20 protein-coding genes are annotated in these 24,386 nt (G+C 31.4%); 16 read left to right on the plus strand and 4 right to left on the minus strand.

Going from position 1 to position 24,386, the window contains the following annotated elements; genetic code table 25:
* Positions 1-12: 12 nt before the first annotated feature.
* Complete coding sequence (gene ligA, locus GW846_03390) at positions 13-2,067, minus strand: NAD-dependent DNA ligase LigA (GenBank protein NDK09796.1); 2,055 nt, start codon at positions 2,065-2,067, stop codon at positions 13-15.
* A gap of 905 nt (positions 2,068-2,972) precedes the next feature.
* On the opposite strand from ligA, the gene GW846_03395 reads away from it, so the two are divergent.
* Both GW846_03395 and GW846_03400 read left to right on the plus strand, forming a co-directional pair.
* Entirely contained in the window at positions 2,973-3,974 is a 1,002-nt protein-coding gene (locus GW846_03395) for a bifunctional oligoribonuclease/PAP phosphatase NrnA (GenBank protein NDK09797.1), read from the plus strand.
* Between the two features lie 102 nt (positions 3,975-4,076).
* Positions 4,077-4,976 (plus strand): type II secretion system protein, encoded by a 900-nt coding sequence (locus tag GW846_03400; protein ID NDK09798.1) that lies wholly within the window; start codon positions 4,077-4,079, stop codon positions 4,974-4,976.
* 18 nt (positions 4,977-4,994) lie between these two features.
* Here the strand turns inward: GW846_03400 and GW846_03405 are convergent, their stop codons facing one another.
* Entirely contained in the window at positions 4,995-5,690 is a 696-nt protein-coding gene (locus tag GW846_03405) for a hypothetical protein (GenBank protein ID NDK09799.1), read from the minus strand.
* Between the two features lie 109 nt (positions 5,691-5,799).
* On the opposite strand from GW846_03405, the gene GW846_03410 reads away from it, so the two are divergent.
* From GW846_03410 to GW846_03425, 4 genes are all read left to right on the plus strand, one after another.
* Complete coding sequence (locus GW846_03410) at positions 5,800-7,581, plus strand: tRNA uridine(34) 5-carboxymethylaminomethyl modification radical SAM/GNAT enzyme Elp3 (GenBank protein NDK09800.1); 1,782 nt, start codon at positions 5,800-5,802, stop codon at positions 7,579-7,581.
* A gap of 20 nt (positions 7,582-7,601) precedes the next feature.
* Complete coding sequence (locus GW846_03415) at positions 7,602-8,144, plus strand: DUF84 family protein (GenBank protein NDK09801.1); 543 nt, start codon at positions 7,602-7,604, stop codon at positions 8,142-8,144.
* 94 nt (positions 8,145-8,238) lie between these two features.
* Positions 8,239-8,685, plus strand: a complete 447-nt coding sequence (locus GW846_03420; protein NDK09802.1) for an NUDIX hydrolase — start codon at positions 8,239-8,241, stop codon at positions 8,683-8,685.
* A 69-nt stretch (positions 8,686-8,754) separates the two neighbouring features.
* Positions 8,755-10,467, plus strand: coding sequence for a hypothetical protein (locus tag GW846_03425; protein ID NDK09803.1), 1,713 nt, complete (start codon positions 8,755-8,757; stop codon positions 10,465-10,467).
* Here the strand turns inward: GW846_03425 and GW846_03430 are convergent, their stop codons facing one another.
* Complete coding sequence (locus tag GW846_03430) at positions 10,468-11,001, minus strand: hypothetical protein (protein NDK09804.1); 534 nt, start codon at positions 10,999-11,001, stop codon at positions 10,468-10,470.
* A gap of 64 nt (positions 11,002-11,065) precedes the next feature.
* Here GW846_03430 and GW846_03435 point away from each other — a divergent pair, with 64 nt between their 5' ends.
* The 7 genes from GW846_03435 to GW846_03465 all read left to right on the plus strand — a co-directional run bounded on the left by GW846_03435 (position 11,066) and on the right by GW846_03465 (position 15,538).
* Positions 11,066-11,662 carry an HD domain-containing protein gene (locus GW846_03435; protein ID NDK09805.1) on the plus strand — a complete coding sequence of 199 codons (597 nt, stop codon included), beginning with the start codon at positions 11,066-11,068 and terminating at the stop codon, positions 11,660-11,662.
* Between the two features lies 1 nt (position 11,663).
* The gene (locus GW846_03440; protein NDK09806.1) at positions 11,664-12,338 is read left to right on the plus strand and encodes a hypothetical protein; all 675 of its coding nucleotides are present in this window, start codon (positions 11,664-11,666) and stop codon (positions 12,336-12,338) included.
* Positions 12,339-12,355: 17 nt separating this feature from the next.
* Entirely contained in the window at positions 12,356-12,913 is a 558-nt protein-coding gene (locus GW846_03445) for a GNAT family N-acetyltransferase (GenBank protein ID NDK09807.1), read from the plus strand.
* The gene (locus tag GW846_03450; protein NDK09808.1) at positions 12,913-13,530 is read left to right on the plus strand and encodes a class I SAM-dependent methyltransferase; all 618 of its coding nucleotides are present in this window, start codon (positions 12,913-12,915) and stop codon (positions 13,528-13,530) included. The genes GW846_03445 and GW846_03450 overlap by 1 nt, the downstream gene beginning before the upstream one ends.
* A gap of 3 nt (positions 13,531-13,533) precedes the next feature.
* Positions 13,534-14,004, plus strand: coding sequence for a GNAT family N-acetyltransferase (locus GW846_03455; GenBank protein ID NDK09809.1), 471 nt, complete (start codon positions 13,534-13,536; stop codon positions 14,002-14,004).
* 12 nt (positions 14,005-14,016) lie between these two features.
* Positions 14,017-14,361 carry a hypothetical protein gene (locus tag GW846_03460; protein ID NDK09810.1) on the plus strand — a complete coding sequence of 115 codons (345 nt, stop codon included), beginning with the start codon at positions 14,017-14,019 and terminating at the stop codon, positions 14,359-14,361.
* Between the two features lie 64 nt (positions 14,362-14,425).
* On the plus strand, positions 14,426-15,538 hold the full coding sequence (locus GW846_03465; protein NDK09811.1) for a hypothetical protein: 1,113 nt from the start codon (positions 14,426-14,428) through the stop codon (positions 15,536-15,538).
* Positions 15,539-15,592: 54 nt separating this feature from the next.
* On the opposite strand, the gene GW846_03470 is transcribed toward GW846_03465, so the two are convergent.
* A complete protein-coding gene (locus GW846_03470; GenBank protein NDK09812.1) occupies positions 15,593-21,070 on the minus strand; it encodes a hypothetical protein in 5,478 nt (1,825 codons plus the stop codon).
* A 189-nt stretch (positions 21,071-21,259) separates the two neighbouring features.
* Between GW846_03470 and GW846_03475 the strand changes: the two genes are divergently transcribed.
* From GW846_03475 to GW846_03485, 3 genes are read left to right on the plus strand one after another with little or no spacing between them, the layout of a single operon-like run.
* Positions 21,260-22,465 (plus strand): hypothetical protein, encoded by a 1,206-nt coding sequence (locus GW846_03475; GenBank protein NDK09813.1) that lies wholly within the window; start codon positions 21,260-21,262, stop codon positions 22,463-22,465.
* Between the two features lie 57 nt (positions 22,466-22,522).
* Positions 22,523-23,074: a hypothetical protein gene (locus GW846_03480; GenBank protein ID NDK09814.1), complete on the plus strand. Its 552-nt coding sequence runs from the start codon at positions 22,523-22,525 to the stop codon at positions 23,072-23,074.
* Between the two features lie 4 nt (positions 23,075-23,078).
* Positions 23,079-24,368, plus strand: coding sequence for an ATP-binding protein (locus tag GW846_03485; protein NDK09815.1), 1,290 nt, complete (start codon positions 23,079-23,081; stop codon positions 24,366-24,368).
* Positions 24,369-24,386: the final 18 nt, after the last annotated feature.

Consider the following 24,386-nt stretch of genomic DNA (forward strand, 5'->3'; position numbering starts at 1 on the left):
TAAAAATATGCACTATGAAATAAACGCTTCTAAACTCAGTACTTCTACTCAGAGTTCATTTGCCTTTTTGAGTTTACTTCCAGCTTTGTCTCAAGCAAGCAAGTAATCAGTATTTTTAGAAATAGAACCAACGAAACTTCATCCTTGTTTTTCAAGGATTTCAACCAGTTCATCACGACTATATCAGTCAAAACTCCCCGTAATACATACCTTCTTGCCTGTAAACGTACCATCAGTAAATTTAACTTTTTGTGAAAACTGTACATTCACCTCCTCAAGGAGTTGTTCAACGATTCATCTATGATTCGTAAAAAAGAGTATAACACTTTCTGCAACTTCTGGACCAATATCAGGGAGTGACTCGAGTATTTCTAGATTCAAAAACTCATTTGAGAGTATGTCTCTTTCACTGTGAATCAGTGTTGCGAGAGTTTTAGCAGTCTTCTTCCCTACTCCAGGAATTCAAAGTGCTTTTAAAACTGAAATAATATTAGTATTTCTTACTTTTTCTATTCCATCAAGCAGTTTATTCACAGATTTTTCCTGGAATCAATCAAGTGATAAGATGTTGTCTTTATACTTTTTAAGTTTAAATATATCTCAAAAAGTATTAATAAATCATAAAGTATAGAAGAGCTCTGCTTGTTTTTCTCAAAATCAGTCGATATTAAATCACTGTTTTCCTACTGCAAAAGCAATTTTTTCTCTCATTTGAGCTGGACAGCCATAAGAGTTTGGGCAATAATATCTGACCTTTTCTTGATCTTTTTTTACTTCGAAATCACAGCTTGGACAATTTTTTGGAGGCAATATTCATTCATTTCAAACACTGGTTGCTACTGAAATAATCTTTGGAATTACTTCTCAAGCACGTTTCAAAAAAACTATATCTCAAACTTTGACTCAGAGTTTCTCTATTTCTTCATAATTGTGAAGCGTCGCTCTACGAATAATGGCTCAGCCAATAGTAACAGGATCTAAATTTGCTACTGGAGTAATAGTCCCAGTCCTCCCAACACTATGATCTACGGATATAAGCTTAGTAGTGACTATTTCAGCAGGAAATTTATAAGCAATAGCGTACCTTGGATGATGTTCGGTAAATCAAATAGTATTCCATAGATTCATATCATTGACCTTAAGAACCAATCCATCAATCTCAAAATCTATTTGTTTTTTTATTTCTCCAATGTTATGAATATTTTCTATAACTTCAGAGATATCCTTACCTTTAATAAAATATGAAGAAATATCAAAACCAAGAGACTCTAGATACCCTATCATGTCAGCATATTCAGCAGATCCTCATGATTTTTCTGATAACTCAACAGTTAAACTCTTAGTATCACTCACATCATATGCAAAATATTTAAGATCACGTTTTTTAGTTATTTCTATGTCTAAAACTCGCAAACTTCCTGAAGCTGCATTTCTCGGGTTTGAAAATATCTTTCATCCAGATTCTTTTGCTTCAGTATTGAGTCTTTCAAAACTCGAAAGTGGCATAACAACCTCTCACCTCACTTCAAAGGTTCAAGTTCTCTCTATTTTTTTTGGAATATTAGAGATTTGCTTCACATTTTCAGTGACATCTTCTCACGTTACTCCATTTCACCGTGTAATGGCTTGTGTAAGTATGCCATCCTCATATATGAGCTCAATACCTAATCCATCAAATTTGAACTCAATCATATAGGATAAATCGTCTGATTTAGATATTTTTTTTACTCGAGTATCAAAGTCTCTTAAATCCTCTTCATTATAGGTATTGTCTAAACTAATCATCGAGCGAGAGTGATCCACCTTTCAAAAGCTTGATTGCTTCAGTGAACTTCAAACTTTATGAGAAATTTGAACGTTCGTAGCAAATCTCAGTTCAAGTTCTTCCAACTTTTTAAATAAAGTGTCATATTCTACATCAGAAATAACAGGATTTTCTGATTCATAATAAAGTGTAGCGTGATAAGAGACTAATTTTCAGAGTTCAGAAAATTCTTTTTTTGTGAAATTCTTTGTTTCTTTGGCTATAAAATTTTGAGATAATTTGTAGGCTGCTTCTGCTTTCATAGGGTATTGGGTTGTTTAAATGAGTCTTATTTACAAGTTTTTAACATTCTTACAGTGTTCTTACTCTTTGTGTCATTTATTTGTACAAGACTAAGTTTTAGTGCTCATTTTTTAGAGTATTTTAGATGTATTTCAAGGAAGTATTTTAAATTATCTTCACCTTTTCTTCACAGTAGTTCTTCCCTATTTATACACAAAAAATGATGTTTTAAAAACTTTATTTATAAAAAAGTACACAAATATTTGAGCGTATGGAGAATATGAGATATAATAGATATGTAAGTTACATCTGTAATTTACTGATGTTCCTTACATAACAGAATCTTACTTCTCGAGTATGGGTCTTGTAAAAATCTAACAAGCAACCCGAAACCCACAAAAATTTTGTTTAGCCTTTGGTTAAATAAACAAAAATAAAAACAAAAACGTGAGAAAGATTATACTTGCTCTCAAGATTATTTCAAAGAAATAGTTTTAGGAGCAAGTATAACACCAAAAACTCACATACAAAAAACAAAAAAAGTTCTTTACTGAACAAAAATAAAAACAAATAAGGATGGTGAATACCTTTTAAATAATTACCCAAGGGAGGTTTGATTCTAGAAATTCAGAAACGTTCGAAAGAATCGCTATGAATTTCATGAAAAACAAGGATTAGTTTTTCAAAACCGATCCTTATTCCCCTGGACAACAAACAACCATATTTAACGTCACAGGAAGTGAATCTGGACACTTAATGACTGAGTCAATTTTACCCAAAATACTCAGTCTTTTTTATTGTCTAGATTTTTGAATTAGCTTCACATTTATCAAAAAATTTCTATACTTATAGAGATTTTTTTATTATTTAAAACTGAACTTGCAGCTTCTTTCCCTTGAAAAGGGAGAGAATTCAAGAGAGAGTTATGCAAAACGAAATACAAAAACTCTGAGAACTTATTCATAATTCTCACAAAATACTCCTTATAAATCATATAAGAATGGATTGAGATGCCTGGGGAAGTCTTGGATGACTTGCTCTAATACTAAAAAGTTTAGGAAAGGAAGTAGTATGAATAAACGACTGCCCTGTCCCTCCATTTCTAGATTTCCTATGAAATACTGAAATAGTTCAAGCCGAACTTGATGTTGAAGCTTATAACCCTGATCTTATTATTTCTCTGGATGCTGCTGACGAAGATAGACTTTGAAATATTTATAAAAAATATAAAAAATATTTTCAGACTAAAACACTTGTGGTGATCGATCATCATATATCAAACCCTGCTTTTTGAAATCTTAATATTATTGATACGAAAGCGAGTAGCGTATGTGAGATGATGGTACAAATTATAGTAGAGCTCTGACTTGAGAGTCACGTAAGCCCTGAAGTAGCAACTTTTTTCTACACAGGACTTCAGACTGATACGAATATGTACTTTACGAATAATACCAGAAAAGAAACGCTTTTAGCTTGAGCAAAACTGATAGAACTTTGAGCTGATTTTAGACTCCCAATTGAAAAATGTTTTAAATCTCGAAGTATTATAGAAATAGAACTGTGGAAAATCGCGCTGAGAAATTTAAAACAAAACGACGCTCAAACATTCTCCTACAGTAGTATCTCAGTCGATGATTTACGAAGTATAACTTGAATAAATAAAGAAGATATTGGATGATATCTCAAATGATTTATAAACGATGTCCTTATAAATATAGAAGGAACAAAAATCGCATTTCTTCTCTATCCTCTTGGTTTAAGTGAGAATAAAGTATCAATGCGGAGTCAATCAGGGTATGATGTAAATGCTATTTGTCAGACATTCTGATGAGGTGGACACTTACAAGCAAGTGGTTTTCAAAGTATAGATTCACAGGAAGAAATCATTCAGAAACTCCTGAAAATAACGTCAAATATTCTCGATTAAAATAACTCAAAGTACTTCATTAAAAATAAACTGTCTAAAATTTTACTTTTTTAAAATAATAGATTACATTTAGTATCCCATTATTTAATATCATATATTTTTATGAAAAGTTTCGACAAAAAAAGTGCGTTTACATTGATTGAGCTCGTAATAGTTATAACTATTTTATCTCTCTTATCTACTATGGGATTTATATCCTATATCAATTTTTCTAAGGGATCAAGAGATTCTGTTAGAATTACAGAAGTAAGAAATATTCAAAAATCCCTTGAACTCTCTGCAATTGATGAATGAAGATTTCCAATCCCAGACAAAGCTCGTGAAATAACTCTGAGTTGAAGTGTGGTTTGGTACCAATGAACATTTTGAGATAGTGCTCACAAAGCTGTAAAAAGGCTTTCTAAAAAACCCGTTGATCCATCTCTCGGGATTGAGTATTCTTATTCTCTTCTCAATAATTCTCAAGAGTATCAAATTTCAACTATATTTGAATGAGAAGAAATTACCAAATCCCCTTTTATCTCACATACCTATGCTGCTGAAATCACAGCATTTAATATTTGAAACTATAATGAACGAGTAAGTTACGTAAAAAGTGACGGTAGGGATATAATTGTTGCACTTCCTAGTATAACATCGAGTGATGATAGCAGTAATGAACTGCTTGAAATTATTCAAAGTAATAATCTCGTAATTCACTGAAAATATAATCTTTCTGATAGCTACAATACCTGAGAATATAATCAATCAGGATGAGTAAAAAGCGAAGACATGAATGCTATTGTTTTTTCTGGAAATTTAAATGAACTCAATGAGTACGAGAATCAAAGAAAGTTTTTGGAAAATCTTATTGCTTCATATTCTCAGATGAGTGACGTATCTCAAAAAAGTACAGATGCCGTTGAGAAACTGAATCAAATTAATCTTGATGACTCAGAAGCTGTACAAGAATATACAAATTTTTTGATGCAAAATAATATTGGTGGACTTCCAAGATTATAGAAAGTGGTACAATAAAAATTAGACTTTATAAATATTTTGTTCTATTGAATGTATCTGTTTCATCATTCAAGGAGGATTTAAAAATACTTTATCTACAACTATCTCGGTTTTTGGAAGCAGTTGTCTGATTGATTGCATTTCTCATTCAAAACATTCTGGTTTATCTTCGTAAATAATTATTTTTCAAGGAACATACTTCAGTGTATCAATAATATATTTGATAAGTTCTAGAGGTTTTTTTAGAGCAAAATCAACCGTAATAAGCGCAACACTCTCTCTACATATATCAAGTGAATCTACTTTTAATTCTTGTAAATCTTGCATCCCAGCAGTGAGAATAAGTGATGTATGAGTTTCTGTCTGAGACTCTACAACTCATAAGATTTTTTCAACGGCTCTGGATCTGGAATAGAATTTCTCTATAAATTTTCTAAATCAAAAATTTTCTCGTACAAATTTATTTCCCATCTCCCCTCTATTATCCTGAAAACCTTTTAATTGCAATTGTTCATATCTTGAATATAAAGTATCATCAAAATCTACAACATTCAATGTCGATTCTGCCCTATAATCAAGTCGAGACAGACGCTCTCATAGAGATAATAAATCTCAAATATTTTTAGAAAAAACACTTACAGGATGCAATAATTTATTTAAAGGTTCATGTGTTATTGAAGATACAATTCTATCATTAAGTCAACGTAATTTTTGCATACCAATTCTATGTAAATCATATTTATAAATATTGTCTAGTATTATAAATAAGTTTTTGAAAATTACAATTATTCTTTATAATCCTGAGTCAATTAACATACAAAACTTTATGCAAAACACTCAAGACATTCTCGACCTAATCATCAATGCTGGGCTTATTCAAGTTGAGAAGGATTCAGGATTTTCAAAACAAGCCTTTCATAAAATAAAAAATGATATTTATAAGAGTTATGACGTACCAAAACCATTTCCAAGTATCAGAATCTTAGAACGTTATGATAACCGAGTAATAGCTTGAGAATTTCCTGAAGATGAAAATTTCAGACGACTCTTACGAAAACGAGGGGTTCGAAGTCTCTCAGGTGTCACTGTAATATCTCTGCTTACAAAATTTTGGGGATGTCCTGGACTCTGTGTTTACTGCCCAACTTTTGAAGGTCTCCCAAAATCATATATCCCACATGAACCAGCTGTGATGCGAGCTGAGCTCAATAAGTTTGATCCAATCCTTCAAATTCATAATCGACTCCGAGCTCTTGAAGTAACATGACACAAAATAGAAAAAAATGATATCAGAATCATAGGTGGAACTTGGTCATTTTATCCACATGGATATCAAGAAGAATTCATGAAGTGAATATATGATGCTTTTAATAGCTACGAAGCGATGAAGCCTCATATAGAAAAAACTGATTTTGAACATGATAGATTTGCGAGTTTTAAACTCAGAGAATGATTTAAAATGTATGAATCAGCTGATTTTACAGAAGCGAAAAAAAATAACGAATCAGCGAAGAATAGAATTATTTGAATCGCAATAGAGACTCGACCTGATTGGATTACTCCTGAGGAAATAGTGAGACTACGAAGTTACGGAGTAACCAGAGTAGAAATTGGATACCAAACAACGGATGACGCAATTAATGAACTCAATAAACGAGGACATGGGAACTATGAATCTATTGGAGGAACAAAAATGCTTAAAGATGCTGGGTTCAAAGTAGTCGCACATATGATGCCAAATCTTATGGGTGCAACACCTGAGGGTGATATAGCAAGTATGAAGGAATGTTTTGAAAACCAACTTTATAGACCAGATGAGCTAAAAATCTATCCGATGATGGTAACAGATAAGTCTGAACTCACAGATATCTGGAAAGCTGGATGATTTACTGCCTATGACGACGAGACGCTCATCGACCTTATGTGTGAACTGGAGATGATTATCCCAGAGTATGTTCGAATCAACAGAACGTATAGAGATATTCCTGCCAGTGAAATACTTCATGGATCTACCCTCTCTAATCTCCGTCAACTGGTTGAGGATAAACTGCTCGCTGAATGAAGAATCATGACAGATATCCGAAGTAGGGAAATTAAAGATAAAACTAATAATCCTCAAGACGCAGAGCTCAACGTATTTGAATACGAAGCCTCAGATGGAATAGAGTATCTTCTCACTTATGAAGACCCTGCAGATAGAACCATATTTTCTCTCCTCAGACTCAGAATCCCAAGTTTTATTGTGAAACCAGAATCGCAACAACTCTATGACATGACAACAGACGCTGCAAAATCGCAAGCAGAAAATAGAGACCCAAACAGAGTACTCTTAAACGACATCACTGACTATATTCCAGAACTCAAATGAGCTGCAATTGTCAGAGAAATACATACTTTTGGAGACCAACTATCTATCAATCAAAAGTGATCAAGTTTCGGGCAACATATAGGGTTTTGAAAAAAACTTCTAATAGAAGCTGAGAAACTTGCAGCCAAACATTCAGGAGTAACTCGAATGGCTGTTATTGCTGGAGTCGGAGTACAAGCTTATTATGAAAAACGAGGATATCATCTCGAATGAACTTATATGATTAAGGAATTTAGTTAATATTTACATATTTTTTCTACATGAAAATAGCAATCGGAACCACGAGGCTTCCAAAATTAGAATGAATTAAAAAATGAATTTTAGATTGCCCGTATTTTCAAGATATACTTTCAGAAATAGAGTATTTTCCTCACAATGTAGCAAGTGAAATCTCTGATATGCCACTCTCTCTTGATGAAGTTATGCTGTGAGCTAAAAATAGAGCTACAAATCTCAAAACTCTTGAAACTGCAGATTTTTATATTTGAATAGAGTGAGGTACAAGTAGTATTTGAAATAAAAAATACATATTTTGAGTCGTATACATTGAAAATAATCAATCTGAGTGACACTATGGTTTTTCTCCTATGATGGAAGTTCCAAGTTTGATTGAGAAAAAACTCTATCAAGAATGACTCGAACTCTGACCAATAATGTGAGAACTTTCTTGAAATACAGATATTCGCAGTGAAAATGGCAGTATGGGAGCCTGGTCCAATGATATGCTTACCAGAACTGATGAATTCTCAGCAGCATTCAAAGCTGCTATTGCTCCGTTTTATAATGAGTATTATAAGATATAGTATTTTTTTTAGTAGGAGAAATTTGTGAATAAAAACTTTATTTTTAGGCAATATTTCCTAAAATAGAGAGACTATTTCATTCACTTTTAATCTTATGCGACAAGTTGTACGAGCACTTCTGAAAAATGAAGAATGAAAATACTTGTTGGTCCAACATCATAAGTCTGATATTTGGACTCTGCCTGGAGGACATGTGGATGAGTGAGAGACGCTCCATCAAGCAATGAAAAGAGAAATTAAAGAAGAGTTTAATTTGAAAATGAAGTTTTTAGGAGCAAAGGATGATTTTGAACTTGAGAACATCAAGAGCCAAGTTCTCCCACTGGCTATGTATAAAATCTATTATAATTCAAAGAAATTTTGAGAAGTAAAAAAATGTGAATATATATTTCACGCGGAAGTAAAGCAAGAATCAATGCCAAAATTTAAAATACAAGAAAAAGAAATCAAAGATTATTGATGGTTTGAAGTAAGAGAAATTATAAAAATGGAAAGTATATTTCCTCAAATACCTAAATTGTTCTCAAAAATAACTGCTTAGATTATGAGATTTACAAAATACTTATTTTTGATTCTCTGTGCATTGATACCAATTATCCATGCAAAGATTTTGCCTACTCTCTGAATTCCTCTGTACTTTACAATCAATGGAAACTTTGAGTTTACAAAAGTAATGTTTTTTAATATCGTTGTGAGTCTTATTTTACTGGTATTTCTCTATGAGAAATATTTTTTCAGGAATCTCAGTCAATCTGAAAAATTGGCTCAAGTTCCTCATAATAGTACTACAATCTTCATACTGGTATTTGTACTGAGTATGTTATGACTCTCCACCTATTTCTCCATTTCCCCATTTACTTCATTGATTTGAGATACTGAAAAATGACATACAGCTTTGATGTATTTCAACCTCTTACTACTCTATTTGATTCTCAGACAATTAGAAGTAACATTCATTAAAAAACTATTATATGTTAGTATTATAAGCATATCAATAGCATCACTCATTGGCTTCAAGGAATATTTTATGCCTAGCTATGATTATGGTGAACTTACAAAAAGAGCTGTTGGGACCTTTTGACACCCCAATTATCTTGCATGAATAATTGTTATTATTATTCCACTTACAAAAAGTGTAAAAAATAAGTTTCTCAAGAATTCTCTTGTAATATTATTTACTCTCACAATATTACTTACAAAATCCTTTACAGCCTATATTATACTTATTCTCTACTATGGATATATAATTTCATTTTCAAATAGAGAGTTCATTGATTCTGTTTGTAGATTGTTCAATAAAAAATTAGTACGTGTTTATTTGTGTTTACTTTTTATATGAACACTTTTATTTTTTTGTTATGTGATGATTGTATTTCTTCCAGAAAAACTTCACTCTTTTCTTTCTCGTTTTTATATTTGGAAAACGACACTTCTTATTATTTTCTCAAACTTAAAAAATATATTTATAGGAGCATGACCTGAAACTCTTCCCTATTATTTTAATGCTTTTAAAGTCCCTGAACTCTACATCTTTGAAAACTATGGATTTACAGCAGATAGAGCTCATAATAGTTATTTAGATATATTCTATAGCTTCTGATTACTGTGAATTACATTTGTTATGTTTCTTTTTTATTTCCTCATTCAAGAAATAAAAAAATGACTCAGTCCAAAAGTAATTGCACTTATAATATTCTGTATATTTTGAATATTTCATTATTTTTCTATAGCTTCATATGTACTCATCATTCTTATTATTACTTCAATAGAAAAAGACAATATTTATAATAAATTTGGAGATGTTTCAAATGAATGTGATCAAAAAAAGAGAATATGACTCCTCACACTCTTTTCCCTCATTTCTCTGCTTTGAGCTATTTGATGTTTGAATTTAGTACAATCAGAAATAGCACTTGCTCAGTGAAATAGTGAAAAATCTATTCAAATATTTGCGACTCCTGCAGCCCTCTTGCAACAATGAGAATACGATTCAGCCGCAAGGCTCGAATGACTTGTAAGTCAAGAAAACATCAAAGTCCAGATTATAAATGAGGCTAATAGACAAGAACTCTGTAATACACTCGTATCAGAGTTTTCATCAGCTGAGAATTATTTCTTTTGTGCTACTATATTTGAAAATCTCGGAAAGCAAGAACTCGCAAAAACATTCTATACACTCTGAATTTGAGAGTTACCAGATCTCTGGAACAAAAATTCAATATATTGGGATAATTATTTCATAAAAAAAACTATTACAGGAAATAGATTTTTTTCTAAAAAATATTCAAATATAAGCCAAATAGTAGAAAAATATTGAAAATAATTATCATATGACTTCACGAATTTTTTCAAGAACTTGAGCTTTGTAGCTCGTGAGATGTAACTCAATTTGTCATTTCTTTGCAATTTCTTTTGCTTGAGGAAAATATTTTTTTAAAAAATTCTCTAAGCTCTCTCTCACTCTATTTTTTTCTCAATCATACGTAAGTACATGTTGCCTCAGAGATTCAAAATCAGAATCAAACTCTCAATCACTATAGGGACTCAAAATATCTCACAAAACTTTCATAAGGTCTTCTTGTTTAATTCAATGTTTTTCCATAAAAGTACGTACTTTGGGTTTTTGTCCGATTGATTGAAGAAAATCTTTGTAAGAAGAAAATTTATTACAGACTCATTCTAAAGTATTTCATCATAAATACATAAGAGCAAATGTTTCCTCTTTTTCAGAAAAATATCCAATGAGTGGAGAAAGTAGACTTGTTTTAAAATCTTCACTAAAGCCTGTTCACTGATTAATTTGAAACATATATAAAATATATTCCTCTGGAGAACTTGTTTGTTCAATGGACTTCATATTTTACAATAAGATAATATTGAATATATTTTAGCATATAAATCACAATAATTAAAATTGTACCATGAATAATGAAGTTTTACAAGATGCTCTCAAAATGCAAGAAGCTATGAAACTCAAATTTACCTATCGTTTTTGAAACAGACTCAAAGGTGACAAAGAATCAGTCGCAGCACATACTTGGAGTATGTTTCTTATTGCTGATTACCTGGAAGAGAAACTACATCACCTAGCTCCATGAAAATACGATTTAGATATGAAAAAAGTTTGCAAACTTATAATGTATCATGATCTTATAGAAGCAGAAACGGGTGATGAGGATTTAGATCCGAGTAATAGCGAAAATCACAATGCTAAATGAGAACAAGAAAAGCATGCTATGGAGACTTTTCCTACCAAACTTCCAAAAGAAATACAGTCAAAATTTGTTTCAGCATATAATGAGTATGAAGAACGAAAATCACTTGAAAGTAAGTTCGTAAAAATAGTAGATATTATCGAAGCAGAGTTCTTTTGCTTTAATAAATGATATTTATTTAAAAACTGGACAAAAGATTATCACGAGTCAAAGAGACTCCATCACTACTTAGACTTTCCAGAATTACTGTATATTCAAGAAGCATTAATTAAAAATGCTCATAATAATTATTATAAAAAATAGTATGCTTAAGATTTGAATTCTAGATTCTTGAATGGGTGGACACTATGCCCTACTTGATATAAAATCTCACTTTCCACAATATAAGTATGAGACCTATCTTGACCACAAAAATGCACCCTATGGAAATAAATCTGGAGAAGAAATCTACAAACTCGCAGAAGCTTGATGTTTAGATTTATGGAAGAGAGATTGTAACTTGATACTCATTGCCTGCAATACCATTTGCGCTGAAACACTCAGACATTTACAAGATACCTATCCTGATAAAAAAATACTATGATGTATTATTCCATCTGTTGAAATTGCTGTGATGATTTCACACAAAAATATAGGGCTTATCGGGACTAAATTTACCGTAAACTCTTGAAAATATGAACGAGAAATTGCAAAACTTTCAGATCATCACACACTCATAGCACTTGAAACTCCAGAACTAGCAGGATTTATAGAAGCCTGAATGCAAGAACATAAATATACCTTAGAGTACCTCGAGCGTAGAATCGACTCACTTATTTTACAGTGAATTGATAGTATTATTCTTGCTTGTACACATTACACGGTATTTTACGAACATATAAGTTTGAAGTATCCAAAAATCAAGATAATAGACTCCGCGAGAACACAAACTATTAAACTTGGCGAATATCTCATTAGACATCCTGAACTTTGAAAATAATATTTAAGAACTTAAGTATGCAACTTCCCAAAATAGACGATATCATAGAAACTCCTAGATGTATTCTAAAAATACCTCAAGAATCTGAAGCTGAGAAGATGTTAGAGTTAATAAATAAAAATACACTTGAGTTTATGCCTTGGAGTAAATGCAAAAGCATAAAAGAACAACAAGCACACATTAAAGAACGACATAATTGAGTGAGAGAATCTGTATCTTGGTCTGCAGCAATCTATTTAAAATCTTGAGAAATGATTGGAAGTTTTTGAGTTCCTAGAACTATGGAAAAAACAAAGACTATAGAAATTGGCTACTGGTTATGAGAAAAATATCAATGAAAGTGATATATGTCAGAAGTTTTAAAATTATTTGTAGATTATATATATTGTAATTTCAATACTGAAAATATAATTGTACGTGTAAATATCTTAAATAAAAATTCATGCAAAGTCGCAGAAAGATGTAATTTTAAAAAAGACTGAATTCTAAGAAAAGATGATATTATTAGGTGAAAATACGAAGATATAGCTCATTATAGTTATACAAAAGAGGATTATTTATCACAAATAGACTAATGCAAGATATAAATCAAAAAAGTACGACTCAAATATACAATGACTGAGCTATTCAATACAAAAAAAGCTGTGAAGACTTTGTGTTTCCAGGAAATATGTTTGAGTATTTTTTAGATGAACTCTCAGGAAAAAAAATATTAGATGTATGATGTGCCTTTTGAAGAGATGTTATGAGACTCAGAGCAGTTTGATATGAGGCCTATGGGATTGATATATCTCAAGAACTTCTAACTTTAGCAGATAGCTCTGTATCACATTTTCTATTTGAGTGAGATATAACTAATTTGGATAAGCTCTATTCAAATTCAAGTTTTGATTGAATAATTTCATCTGTATCAATTGTTCATTTGGATAAAAATATAGCACTAAAAGCGTTGGAAGATATTTTTAATCTACTACAAAATTCTTGAGTATTTTTTCTCACACTCAAGATTTCTGAATCTTGAGATACTATATTTAAAAATAGTACTTCACTTCCAGGAGTTCAAAAGAAATATGTATATTACAAAGAATCTGAAATACTTAAAATATTAGAAGAAATATGACTAAATATTTATAAAACTCATATATATCATAACGAAACTGATGATTGGATGAGTATAATTTGTAAAAAATAATTTATGGAAATAATAAAAATATCACCTGACAATTGATTTGCATCAGAATACGAAAAACTTATTAAAACAACTTGGCCAAGAGATTTTAAGGAAGATTTTAACTGAGAAAAATTTTCAGATAAAACTGGTATTCATGAATGTGATATTTTAATAGCTCAAGAAAATTGAGTTTTTTTATGATGAGCAATTATATCTAAAGATATTTTTATAAATCAATTTAGTACAAAGAAAAAAATAAAATATAAAAAGTATTTACAAGAAAATTGATACAAAGCATTAGTGTATCTTATTATTAATCCAAATTATAGATGAAAAAAGATAGGATTTAAAATCCTAAATTATATCTTAAATAATTATGAAAAAATATGGCTCAGTTATGAACCAGGAACTATTCTATTTTATGAAAAATGATGATTTAAGCATTATTTAGATCCAATATCAAATGATATTACAGGTATCATGATTAATCAATAATTTATAATCTCTGTGAACAGACACACAACAAAAGAAAACGAAGCTTGAGTTATGCATACGAGTATTTCTTGATGAGTCGTACTCTATGATATATTTACGAGAATGTGATTTTACAGATGAGGGAAAATATATTTTTCAGATAAAGTTTGTAAGATTATCTCAGGAAAAGCTGAGCTTATATCAGAGCAAAATTGACTTGAAGTAAGAGAAATACTGAGTCCTAAAATGTGAGAAAAAATAATTCTATCAGGAATTCCTCATGTATTTTATTTTCATGAAAATTGTAGAATGCTTGAGTGGTTTCCAGAATGAACAAAGAGTGAAGAATTTAAAAAGTACAGAAATATGAAAAAATAATTTCCACTTCACGATAATATTTGATATACTAGAGAGTGTAAATATTTCTTTTAATAAAAAAATTATGGCTACAAAAGTTAAAACTGATGATATAAAAGAAGAATCTAAAATATTAGTTTCAAGCACTGAATCAGTCCCTTTATCTGCAACAGATAAAGCTGAAATAGAGCAAACATTTACTGAAGCAAAGGATTTCAGACAGCTTGGAGAAAAAATCACAGCTCCCCTTGATAGTATAATATCTGAAACGGCAAAAATTATTGACAGCGACCCTATTATGCAGGTTTCAGATGAACTTGCTGAAATGAACAAAGATGTACAGTCAGTTTACAAGGATATCATCAACAATGATGGAACCGTTATGAAAATAGCTAAGTCTATTCCACTTATCGGTAATCTAGCAAAGACTTTGGACGCTAAATGGGATGAAGCTAAGTTCAATATTAAATCAATGGAAGGAAAACTTGAAGCAATATTTGACGGTTTTGACCAATCAAATACTTCGCTTAATACTTCAATCGACATGCAAAAAGCATTTCTTGAAGGAATTGAAGCTAATTTATGAAAAGTCGTTGCTTACAAAGACTTTTTACGAGTTAAACTTGAAGAATTTAAAATTAAGTCAGAAAATGTCGAATCAGAAGATGAAAAAATGAAATACGATATGTTTCTTCGTAATGTAGAATATTTTGTTTCAAATCTAGTAGTTCTTATTGGAAATCTAGAAATGGCGAGAAAGAGACTCCTTATGAGACTTGATAGTGCTTCTAAACTCTCACTTGCGATGAGCTCAAGTCGACCTATCTTTAAAACTCTACTCTCTACTGCGCTTATTGAAACAAGTTCACAAAAAGCACTTGACGCAAGTATGAAGGCTCTCAATGTCATGGGAGAAACTATTGATAAGATGTCCTCTGAACTTACTGACAAAGCTATTGATTCTGCTAAAAGATCTGAAGAACTTTCAAGTAAACCAGTACTCTCAGCTTCTGTATTTGTTGAAAATGTAACAAAATTAAAAAATCACTTTGATCAAATCGAGAGTTATAGAGCTCAAGTAAAACTTGAAGCAGAAGCAGAGAATAAAGCATTTGCTGACGCAAAGGATAAACTAGAAGAAGTAAAAGTACTTTCGGCTCAATCTCAAGAAGAACTTGCAGCAGAAATCAATAAATAAAAAATGAACATCTAAAAACCTCAAGAAAATTCTTGAGGTTTTTTTAAAAATATTTTACTTGTAGAGTTTTACAAAAGTATCTACAAAACTTACAAAATCTTCCCTCGTAAATACAGAGTTTGGGTTAAATAATTGTTTTTCCATATATGGATCAAAGAGTCAAAGAGATTCTCAGATTTCTACGTATTTTTTTTGCCATGTATTTCAAATATCAGTGTAAAGTGTAGGAATAGTTTCATTAACTTCTATCGCACTGAGATTCAGTAAGATTTTAAATGCTTCAGCTTTACTTATATATTCATTTGGTCTGAATACAACATTAGATCGTGAATCTAAACTTCATCTCACGATTCATAATCACTGAGCAAACATAATTGTCCTCGCTTGCCATGAATTTTTATCCACATCACCATAGGTAATTTGTGAAGTATCTTGATTAGAATAATCATAACAATGTGATTTTAATATAGTTTTCAGAAACTCAGCTCGTGTGATTCACTCTTGGGGTTTAAAACTTCAGTCATTAAATCAATTTAGAATTCACAACTCTGAAAATTTTCTAATTTGTAATCTACTTCCAGATTTTCATTCATCAGTAAAAGCAAAGTCTGTTGAATCACTTGTTTTAAAACTACTTTCTTGTAAATATTTTATAACATTACATTTGCTCACATAATCAACACCTTGAGAGTATTCCACTTTAGTAGGATTGTTAAATAATCATACAAATTCTTTTAATTTTTCAGATTCAATAGTTTGATTCTTCATTCATTCACCCAGATTTATTATTGCGTTGTTTTTTCTCTTGAGTGGAATAAGTTTTGTAGAATCCACTTTAATTTTCTCAATTTCTGGAATCCTATTAACAGGAATAACTGGATTCTGAGATATCGGATTTAGTTGATTAGAATCAGGTTTATTTTCATCGGATTTGGAAGATGTTGTTCAATCTGTTGAACTCCCCTCTCAAGAACTAGTGTTTTGTGGAGTAGTATTTTGTGAAGTAGGAGTTACTCCGTCGCTAGAGCTCGTATTTTGTGGTGTAGTAGTTCAAGATGAAGTAGTACTTATAACTTCTGGAATAGTAGTTCAAGATGATGTAGTATTATTTAATACTGGGACACTGCTTCACGTTGCAGTAGTTGCAACTCAACAAGTAAGTGAATTATTAGTGACACAGTTTTCTTTTTCATTTACATCTAAGATTCAATCCTTATCACTATCAAGAGGAAGAATAACATCACCAAATTTAAATTTTAGATATTCACTTCCAGCATCAATCATTCTTACACCAGCATTTTTAATAGTGCTCTCACTTTTAAGTCTATAATCATATATTTCAGAATTTCTAAAATTTGATGCATAAGTATCCATAGGAGCCGTGAAATTATTTCCGGATCTCACTCATGTTTGATTAGTAGAGAAAGATTTAGTAGCAATATTGTTCTCAATAACAGAATTCAATGGAGCTGTTCCATTTTTATGGTTAAATATTTTAACCCAAGGTGCTTTAGGATCAACACTGTCTATATCTACGACTGTATTATTTCGAATTTGAACATTATCAGCTCAATATACAGCGATTCCATGCCACATAGAAGTCATGATGAGGTTATCTTCAATAACGAAGTCTTTATACATACCATCAAAGAGTCAAATTCATTGCATTTCTCTCCCATACAAAGGATTATTTGGATCATCATATAAAAGACAAACGTTTCATTTAAGTATCATTCTTTCTACTGTTCATTTTCAAACTGAGCCATCAAGTGTTGACCAAGATTGAAAACAATCATCATGATTAGAATCTACTTTAACAGAATTTTTTACAAAATTATTAAGTACTTTTGTATCATTTCAAAATGCACGTATACCATCAACTCTAAATCTGTTAATTGTATTGTTTTGGATTATTGCATTATCTTCAAACACGGTAATACCACTTGCTACATTCTCGATATAGTTATTGAGAAGTTTAGAATTTTTTCAAGATCGAATATAGATTCAGTTTTTAGCGTTATTTAGCCAATCGCTCGCTTTCCAGTTTGTGGAATCTCAAAAAGTAATAAAATTATTTTCTAGTGCTACATTATTTCCTCATAATACGTATATTCAATTGCTCTTAGCGGAATTTGGAGTAATTTTTAAATCAGTAATTTTTATATTTGAGGTTCTAACATCAAACGATATTACTTCAGCTTTGTTATTTTTATCAAGGGATGTTATTGTAACGCTACTTGAGTAAGATTTAGAAATAGTAACACTCTCATATTTTCAAGATTTCAAATAAATAGTTTCTCATCCTATAATTGAATCTAATGCTGATGTAAGTTCGAGAGAATTTGTCACGGTGATTGAGTTTGTACTTATTTCTGGAGTATTTGTAGTCGGACTTGGTATATTCTCTTCAGGAATTGTTGTAATTATTTCTGGCTTAGATTCTTGAGTGACACCAAAGTTAAAATACGGAGTTTTATTTGTGACGTCTTTTAAAACTACAAGATTGTTATTTGAGATATCGATATCAAGAGATTCTACGAATGGATGAAAGCGAATTTTATGCACTGAAGTATCTCCATAATTAGAAGCAGGAACTAACATTCAATATTCAACTGAATCTCGAAGTGAAGTAAGAATAGAACCATTAATAATTTCTCAAGTTCTCACTTTAAAGCTTGATCTATTTTTTGAGTTATTTATTTTTACTCTCACTGTGTCTTTATCTAATAGAGAATATGAATCAATTATAATATCACTTGGGAAACCTGAAAATCATCAGTTTGTAAGTTGATATGGAAAATAACTCTGAACATTTTCTACAAATCATTTAATAGTTTGAGCAGGACTATAGGTTTGATTGAGAAGTAATCTATCATCTATAAGATTCCCTTTTAAACCTCAAAAATTGATATCTAAACTTCCTGATTCATTATATTGGTATGAACTTATGTATGGAGTTTGTGAGTATCACTGTGTCATTATATCGTAGAGTTGATATCCCATATTTTCTCACATGATTCTATATCAAAGACTACTGAGATGTCCTCCAACTGAGTCAGTATTTCTTTGCGGAAATTTTATATTATATGCGTATTCTGGATATCAAAAATGTACATCAGATCTATCACGAACGAGTTTTGATTGAGCACTTGGAGTTGTAAAGGCATATCTTGATACTTGATTAATCATAGATACAACTTTTACATCTTTGGAATAAATAGTACTGAGATCTGACTTGAGCATATCTATAATATGACCAAGATAAAAGTCATATCAGTTTGGAATAGCTCCTGTATTAGATTGTCACTGAGTCCAGTTAAAAAATACAGTAGTATTCAGAGAAATCCCTTTTTGGTCAGCAATAATTTTACTTTTTTTAAATTCTGAAATCATATTACCATATCAAACTGGTTCAGATTTTCAACTTACTGATATAGCAGGACTCGATGTTCCATCATCTATATAAATATCATAATTTGTACCATTATAAAGGGCAAATACATATTTAGTCTCAACCGCATTTGCTGCAGCTGCTAATGTTCACGATTTAAAAATATGCTCAGGTCTCACAGCAAGTTCTTGAACTGTTCGCCCACCTATTCCAGAGTTTTGACTCAGAAAAGAGGGAGAATCACCATAATTATTTATAAAATTTTGAACCGTTCGTTCAAGCATTCCTTGATCATGACTTCTAAAATTAGTAGAAGCAAGTGTGACAAAATCATTTTTTTCATTATTAAGTGTGAATATACGATTACTCCAAACGGTATTTTCTGGTCCATGAGCATCTGGTGAGAGAATTCAACCGGCTCATACTGATACAGATTGTCCATATGAAATGACTGGAACACTTGGAAAATTATTAAAAGATTGCTGGGGAGTATCACTAGAGTTAGTAGTATTTGGAGAATTTGGAATAGAAATACTCTTATCCAATAGAGCTTCATTATTCGTAATATATTTATTCCATAAAGCGTCAGCAAGTGGCACTCGGTATCTTGAATATGCTCAGGCATCTTTATCAGTTCCGTGTAGTTCAGGGTATCTCCCTATTCCATCACTTGAATCTGTATCGAGTATACAACTTCCCTTTCCATCAGGTCAATATGTGATTCATCTGTTAGAGATATTCCCATCAAAAGGGGCACAAATATCTCAACTGGTCCATTTTCCATGTTCTACATATCTGTACGTAACATCGATATTATCCTGATCATTCCATACACTTTTAAGTTCCGGCATGAGTTTAATGGCTACAACATTTGCTTTCCATAATGCTGCATTGATAGGTATAAGATAAGAGTCTCACGCTCTTGGACCACCATCAATCAGTCCGTAGGGATCTTTGTTTGTTCTAAAACCTGTTCCATCTTCAACAAGTGTCCAGTACTGTTTTTCACTCCCACCACTCTCATCTCAAAGGAGTGCTATACCTTTTCAATTATTAGCTTTTTGACTAAAATATGAATGATCATTTTCTGAAAATACATTATTTGCAGCATTTTGAACAATATTTTTCATCTCAGTATCATTGAGAAGGACTCACGCATAGGTTAAAACTATTTTTCTTCAGTTTTCATGTCCTCCATTTCAAGGAAATCTCGTTCACGCTTCCAGCATCATCCCTTCTAAATCAATAGCATACTGTACAATTTGAGTCACTGCTGGAACTTTGTCTTGAGTAGCATCATCAAACATAGTTCTTAAAATTGCTGTTCAAATAAGTCTGTTCATATCTCAACCATACGCTGGCATATGAGCAATCGGATGAATATTTCTACTTTGATAATCTGTAATATGATCAAGCCAAGGTCTTTCAAAATATCAAGCAACTGTTTCTAAACTAACGATACTTCAGCCATCCTTTAAGTAATTTGGGATATCAGTACCTGAGTATACAGGAAGTGTTATATTTCAAACATCAACTTGTGGGAGCAAACTCCAATTAATATCACCAAGTGTATACTCTCTTTTATTATTTCAAGCATAAGCAGGTCTAAATGCGTCGTCACTAGGAGCCTGTGATACTACCGTTAATATAGACGCTTCTTGAGTACATGGCCTACAAGTAGAAATACCACCATCAATTGATACTGTTTTTAAGAGTGATGTACCAGCTGAAGCTATATACGGGAGTGAGAGAAGTGTACCAGAGTTATACTTTGGACTTCTTAGGTCAAAGGCTTGCGAGGTATCAGACATTATGTTTACCTCAAGTCCATTGAGTCCATTGACCGAATCAGGACTGACACGTACAATCTCTACTGGTCAAACGACCCAGTATCATCCAGAAATATATTTTCCATATTCAGCAGGTTCCTTAAGGGTCCAAGTGATTCCATAATCAGTAATTTGACTCGTCATACCAAGTCAACTTGCTTGTGTAGTTTTTGGAGTTATATCAATAGATACATCAAAAAAAGCAACTGGTGATACAAGTAAAACTGCGAGTAACCAATGGAGATGGAGATGTTTGTTTCAAAAGACACTTCTAAAACCATCTCTATATAATGTTCTAATTTGCTCTAACATATTTCATATGTAAAATAATATTACATTAAAAATATCATATAATTAAATTTAAAATGATTTATATACAGGTAAATTAAGAATTTCACATTGACAAAATAGTGAAATAGTATGAGTATTTTATAATTTTGAATGATTTATTTATAATAATAAAATATTTTTCATATAATATAAGAATCCTAAAACAAAAATATGAAAACAAGACACGACGAATATTCTGATGAACTCCCTCAGGTTCTTCAAATACCAAAATCCGTACAGGATGATATTACTGATAAATGATTTCATCTCTATAAATGGATCAGTCCTGATGAAGTAAAGCTCTCTATAGAACGAGATTTTTTACGTACTCTTAAAGTGATATGAATTCCATTAGCTGTTATTTCAGTTCTAGCCTGACTCATTAGCTGAATAAATATATGGGTATTTTTTGCAACCATTGCTACTTGAGTTTTCTTTGTATTTCTCTACCTTTTTTTTATATCTATCAAGAGATCAGCTCTGCTTTCAAAATCTGCATTTGTAATTATGACAGATAGTTCTATTTCTCTTTGAGGAAAGATTCATAAACTTTCAGATATCTGAGGTTTAAAAAAAGATATAGACGAAGTATCTAAAACCTTTGAAGAAGACCTGTTTTGAGAATCAAAACTCTCTGGAGCAAAGGAAAATCTTATGAAAGAAGTAATGGATCAATTATTTTGATGATACAAAATTATTATGAGCTGAATGTCACGATGAGGTTCATCACGTGATTCTGAAAAAGCAGTTTTGCTCGTAATTTGACTCTACACAGCCTACGCAGCAATTATGGCAAGTGTGTATTTCGTCTGAGTTTTATTTCTCTGGGTACTTGGAAGTTTTATTACGTGGATAAATACGAAATACCTCGTGAGAAAATGACACACAGTAATTAAAATAAATCAATTATTCTCAAGTCTAGATATATCCTCAGAAGATATCTACAATGAAAAACAAAGTTTAGAGCTCCTACTAGAAGAAGCGTACAACAATAATTGGCAAGACGGCTTGTTGTTACAAATTAATCAATGAATTTGACATATAAACTCAAAAACTCAAAACGCAATCATACAAGTCTTGGATCTTAAAAATACTATCTCGCAGTCTAAATATAGTGATATGTTCTCATTTCCAGTTTATAATTCTTGGATAAAAAAACAGATACTGACTCCCCTTGAACAAATTTTGGCACTCTTAGAAAAAAACCTCTCTCTCCTCATCCAAACTTCAAAAGATATAGAACAACAAATAACTCAGACTCACAAAATTGAATACAAATCGACTCTTGAATTACAGCTCCAGAGAATAGAGTTACAAAAACGAGAAATACAAAGATACATCCCTCAACTTCAAGAGTCGATAGATAAACTCAAATAATTAATTTAAATCAATTTATTTAAAACATATACAGATATAAATTTTAACTACATATTTATGCAAGAACATATACTCAAAAAATCCCACGAAGAACTCGAAAGAACTCATCGTTTAGTTAACTCCTACAAAGATGTAAGTATTATGGAGAAATTACAGTGAATATTTTGAAAAAGTTTCAAAAATATTCTTATAAAATATGCAGAAAAAAAAGAAGAAATACTTCTTAATTATTCTAATCTGTACTCAGATATTTGAAAAGATATTATCGATACAAAGGCTAAAGCTATCGATTGAGAAAATATACGACAGTGTATAGATTATATTACTGAATCTATAAAAGATTGCTGAGATATTCTAGAAACTCTTATTTCACATAATACAAAACAAGACGACATCATAGAACATGAAAAGGTGTTTTTCGTTGACCTACTTTCTAGTTTTCATACCGATATAAAAAAATGGATTGGGGCCCATGAAAAAGAGATTTTTTGAGAAGTTACAGAGTTAGAATCAAAGTGAAATAATTCACCTCTCATCGAAGGAAAAGCTCTTTTAGAACTTCAAAAAAAGAGACTAGAATCTCATATGCAAAATATTAATAACTCATAAATTTATGACACAAAAAGACGCGTGATTTGATGCTTTCTTTGAAGCAGTTACCACCACTCCAGAATTTAAAAAAGTAGTTCAAAAAGATTGGAGTTGAGATTTTTCAGAAACTCTCAAAAAAATGGAAGCCTCAGTTGCAAAAGCTTGAGATATCACAAAAGCATTTCATGAAACATTTGCAACTCCTGAATCTATAGATGCGTGAAATAATATCTCTACTCATAGTTCAGATACTAGTTGAAAATCAGCAAAAAATGCGTGAGATGATGAAGCTCGAAAACTTATAGTAGAGCCTGAGTATTTCGTGATGAAAAATCCTGATACTTGGGGATTTAAATGAGTTGCTGGAATGCAGAAACTCAAAGAGGAGCTCACTGATGGTTTCATTAAACCACTTCAATTTTTGTTTTTAGTTCGTAATCTCAAAGAGAAATACGACCTTATGTCAGAAACTGAGATTGATACAAAAGAAGAAAAAAAAGAAAAAATGCTCGTTGATCTCTACGCAAGTTATGAAGCCTTTCAAGTATGAATCCCAACAGGAATGCTTCTGTACTGACCTCCAGGAACAGGAAAAACATTTATCACTAAAAAACTCGCTCAAGAATTATGAGCAGGACTCATCACAAAATCAGTGTGAGAATTTGGTTCAAGCTATCTCCATGAAACAAGTAAAAATATTAGAGAATTTTTCGCTGCAGCAAAACTAGCGAGTGAAAAATGACCAATTATTCTGTTTTTAGATGAGATTGACTCACTCGTATCCAAAAGAGATAACAAGGTGGACGCAAATAAAGCAGAGGAAGTCTCTCAGTTTCTCCAAGAGTTTAACAAACTGGAAGAAGCTCCAAATCTTATAGTTATAGCCGCAACGAATCGTCCTGATCATCTTGATAGTGCAATCTTGCGTTCTGGTCGACTCGATAAAAAATACTATATTTGAGCTCCAGATACAGAAGCCCGAAAAGAACTGTTTGAAATATTTATAGCAAAACAAAAACGTCCTCACTGAAAACTTAATTACAGCAAACTTGCAGAGTTTACAGATGGATATGTAGCCGCTGACATAGAGGCAATAGTCGAGGAAGCAAGTAGAGACGCGAGTAAAAATATCATAGAATTAGCAGAAAAAATACAAGCGCATGATGGAGATATCAGTGATTTTAAAGACGCACTTCAAAATCATGAAATAACACAGTGACTTCTCGAAATAGCTATTTCAGAAACAACTCCTTCTCTCAAAATGGTTGATATGTCTGTCTTTGAAAATTGGGAAAAGACAATTGATACATAAATAAAAAAATAATTTACA

The sequence above is a fragment of the Candidatus Gracilibacteria bacterium genome (genome assembly GCA_010119145.1).
Lineage (GTDB): Bacteria > Patescibacteriota > Gracilibacteria > BD1-5 > UBA6164 > JAACSU01.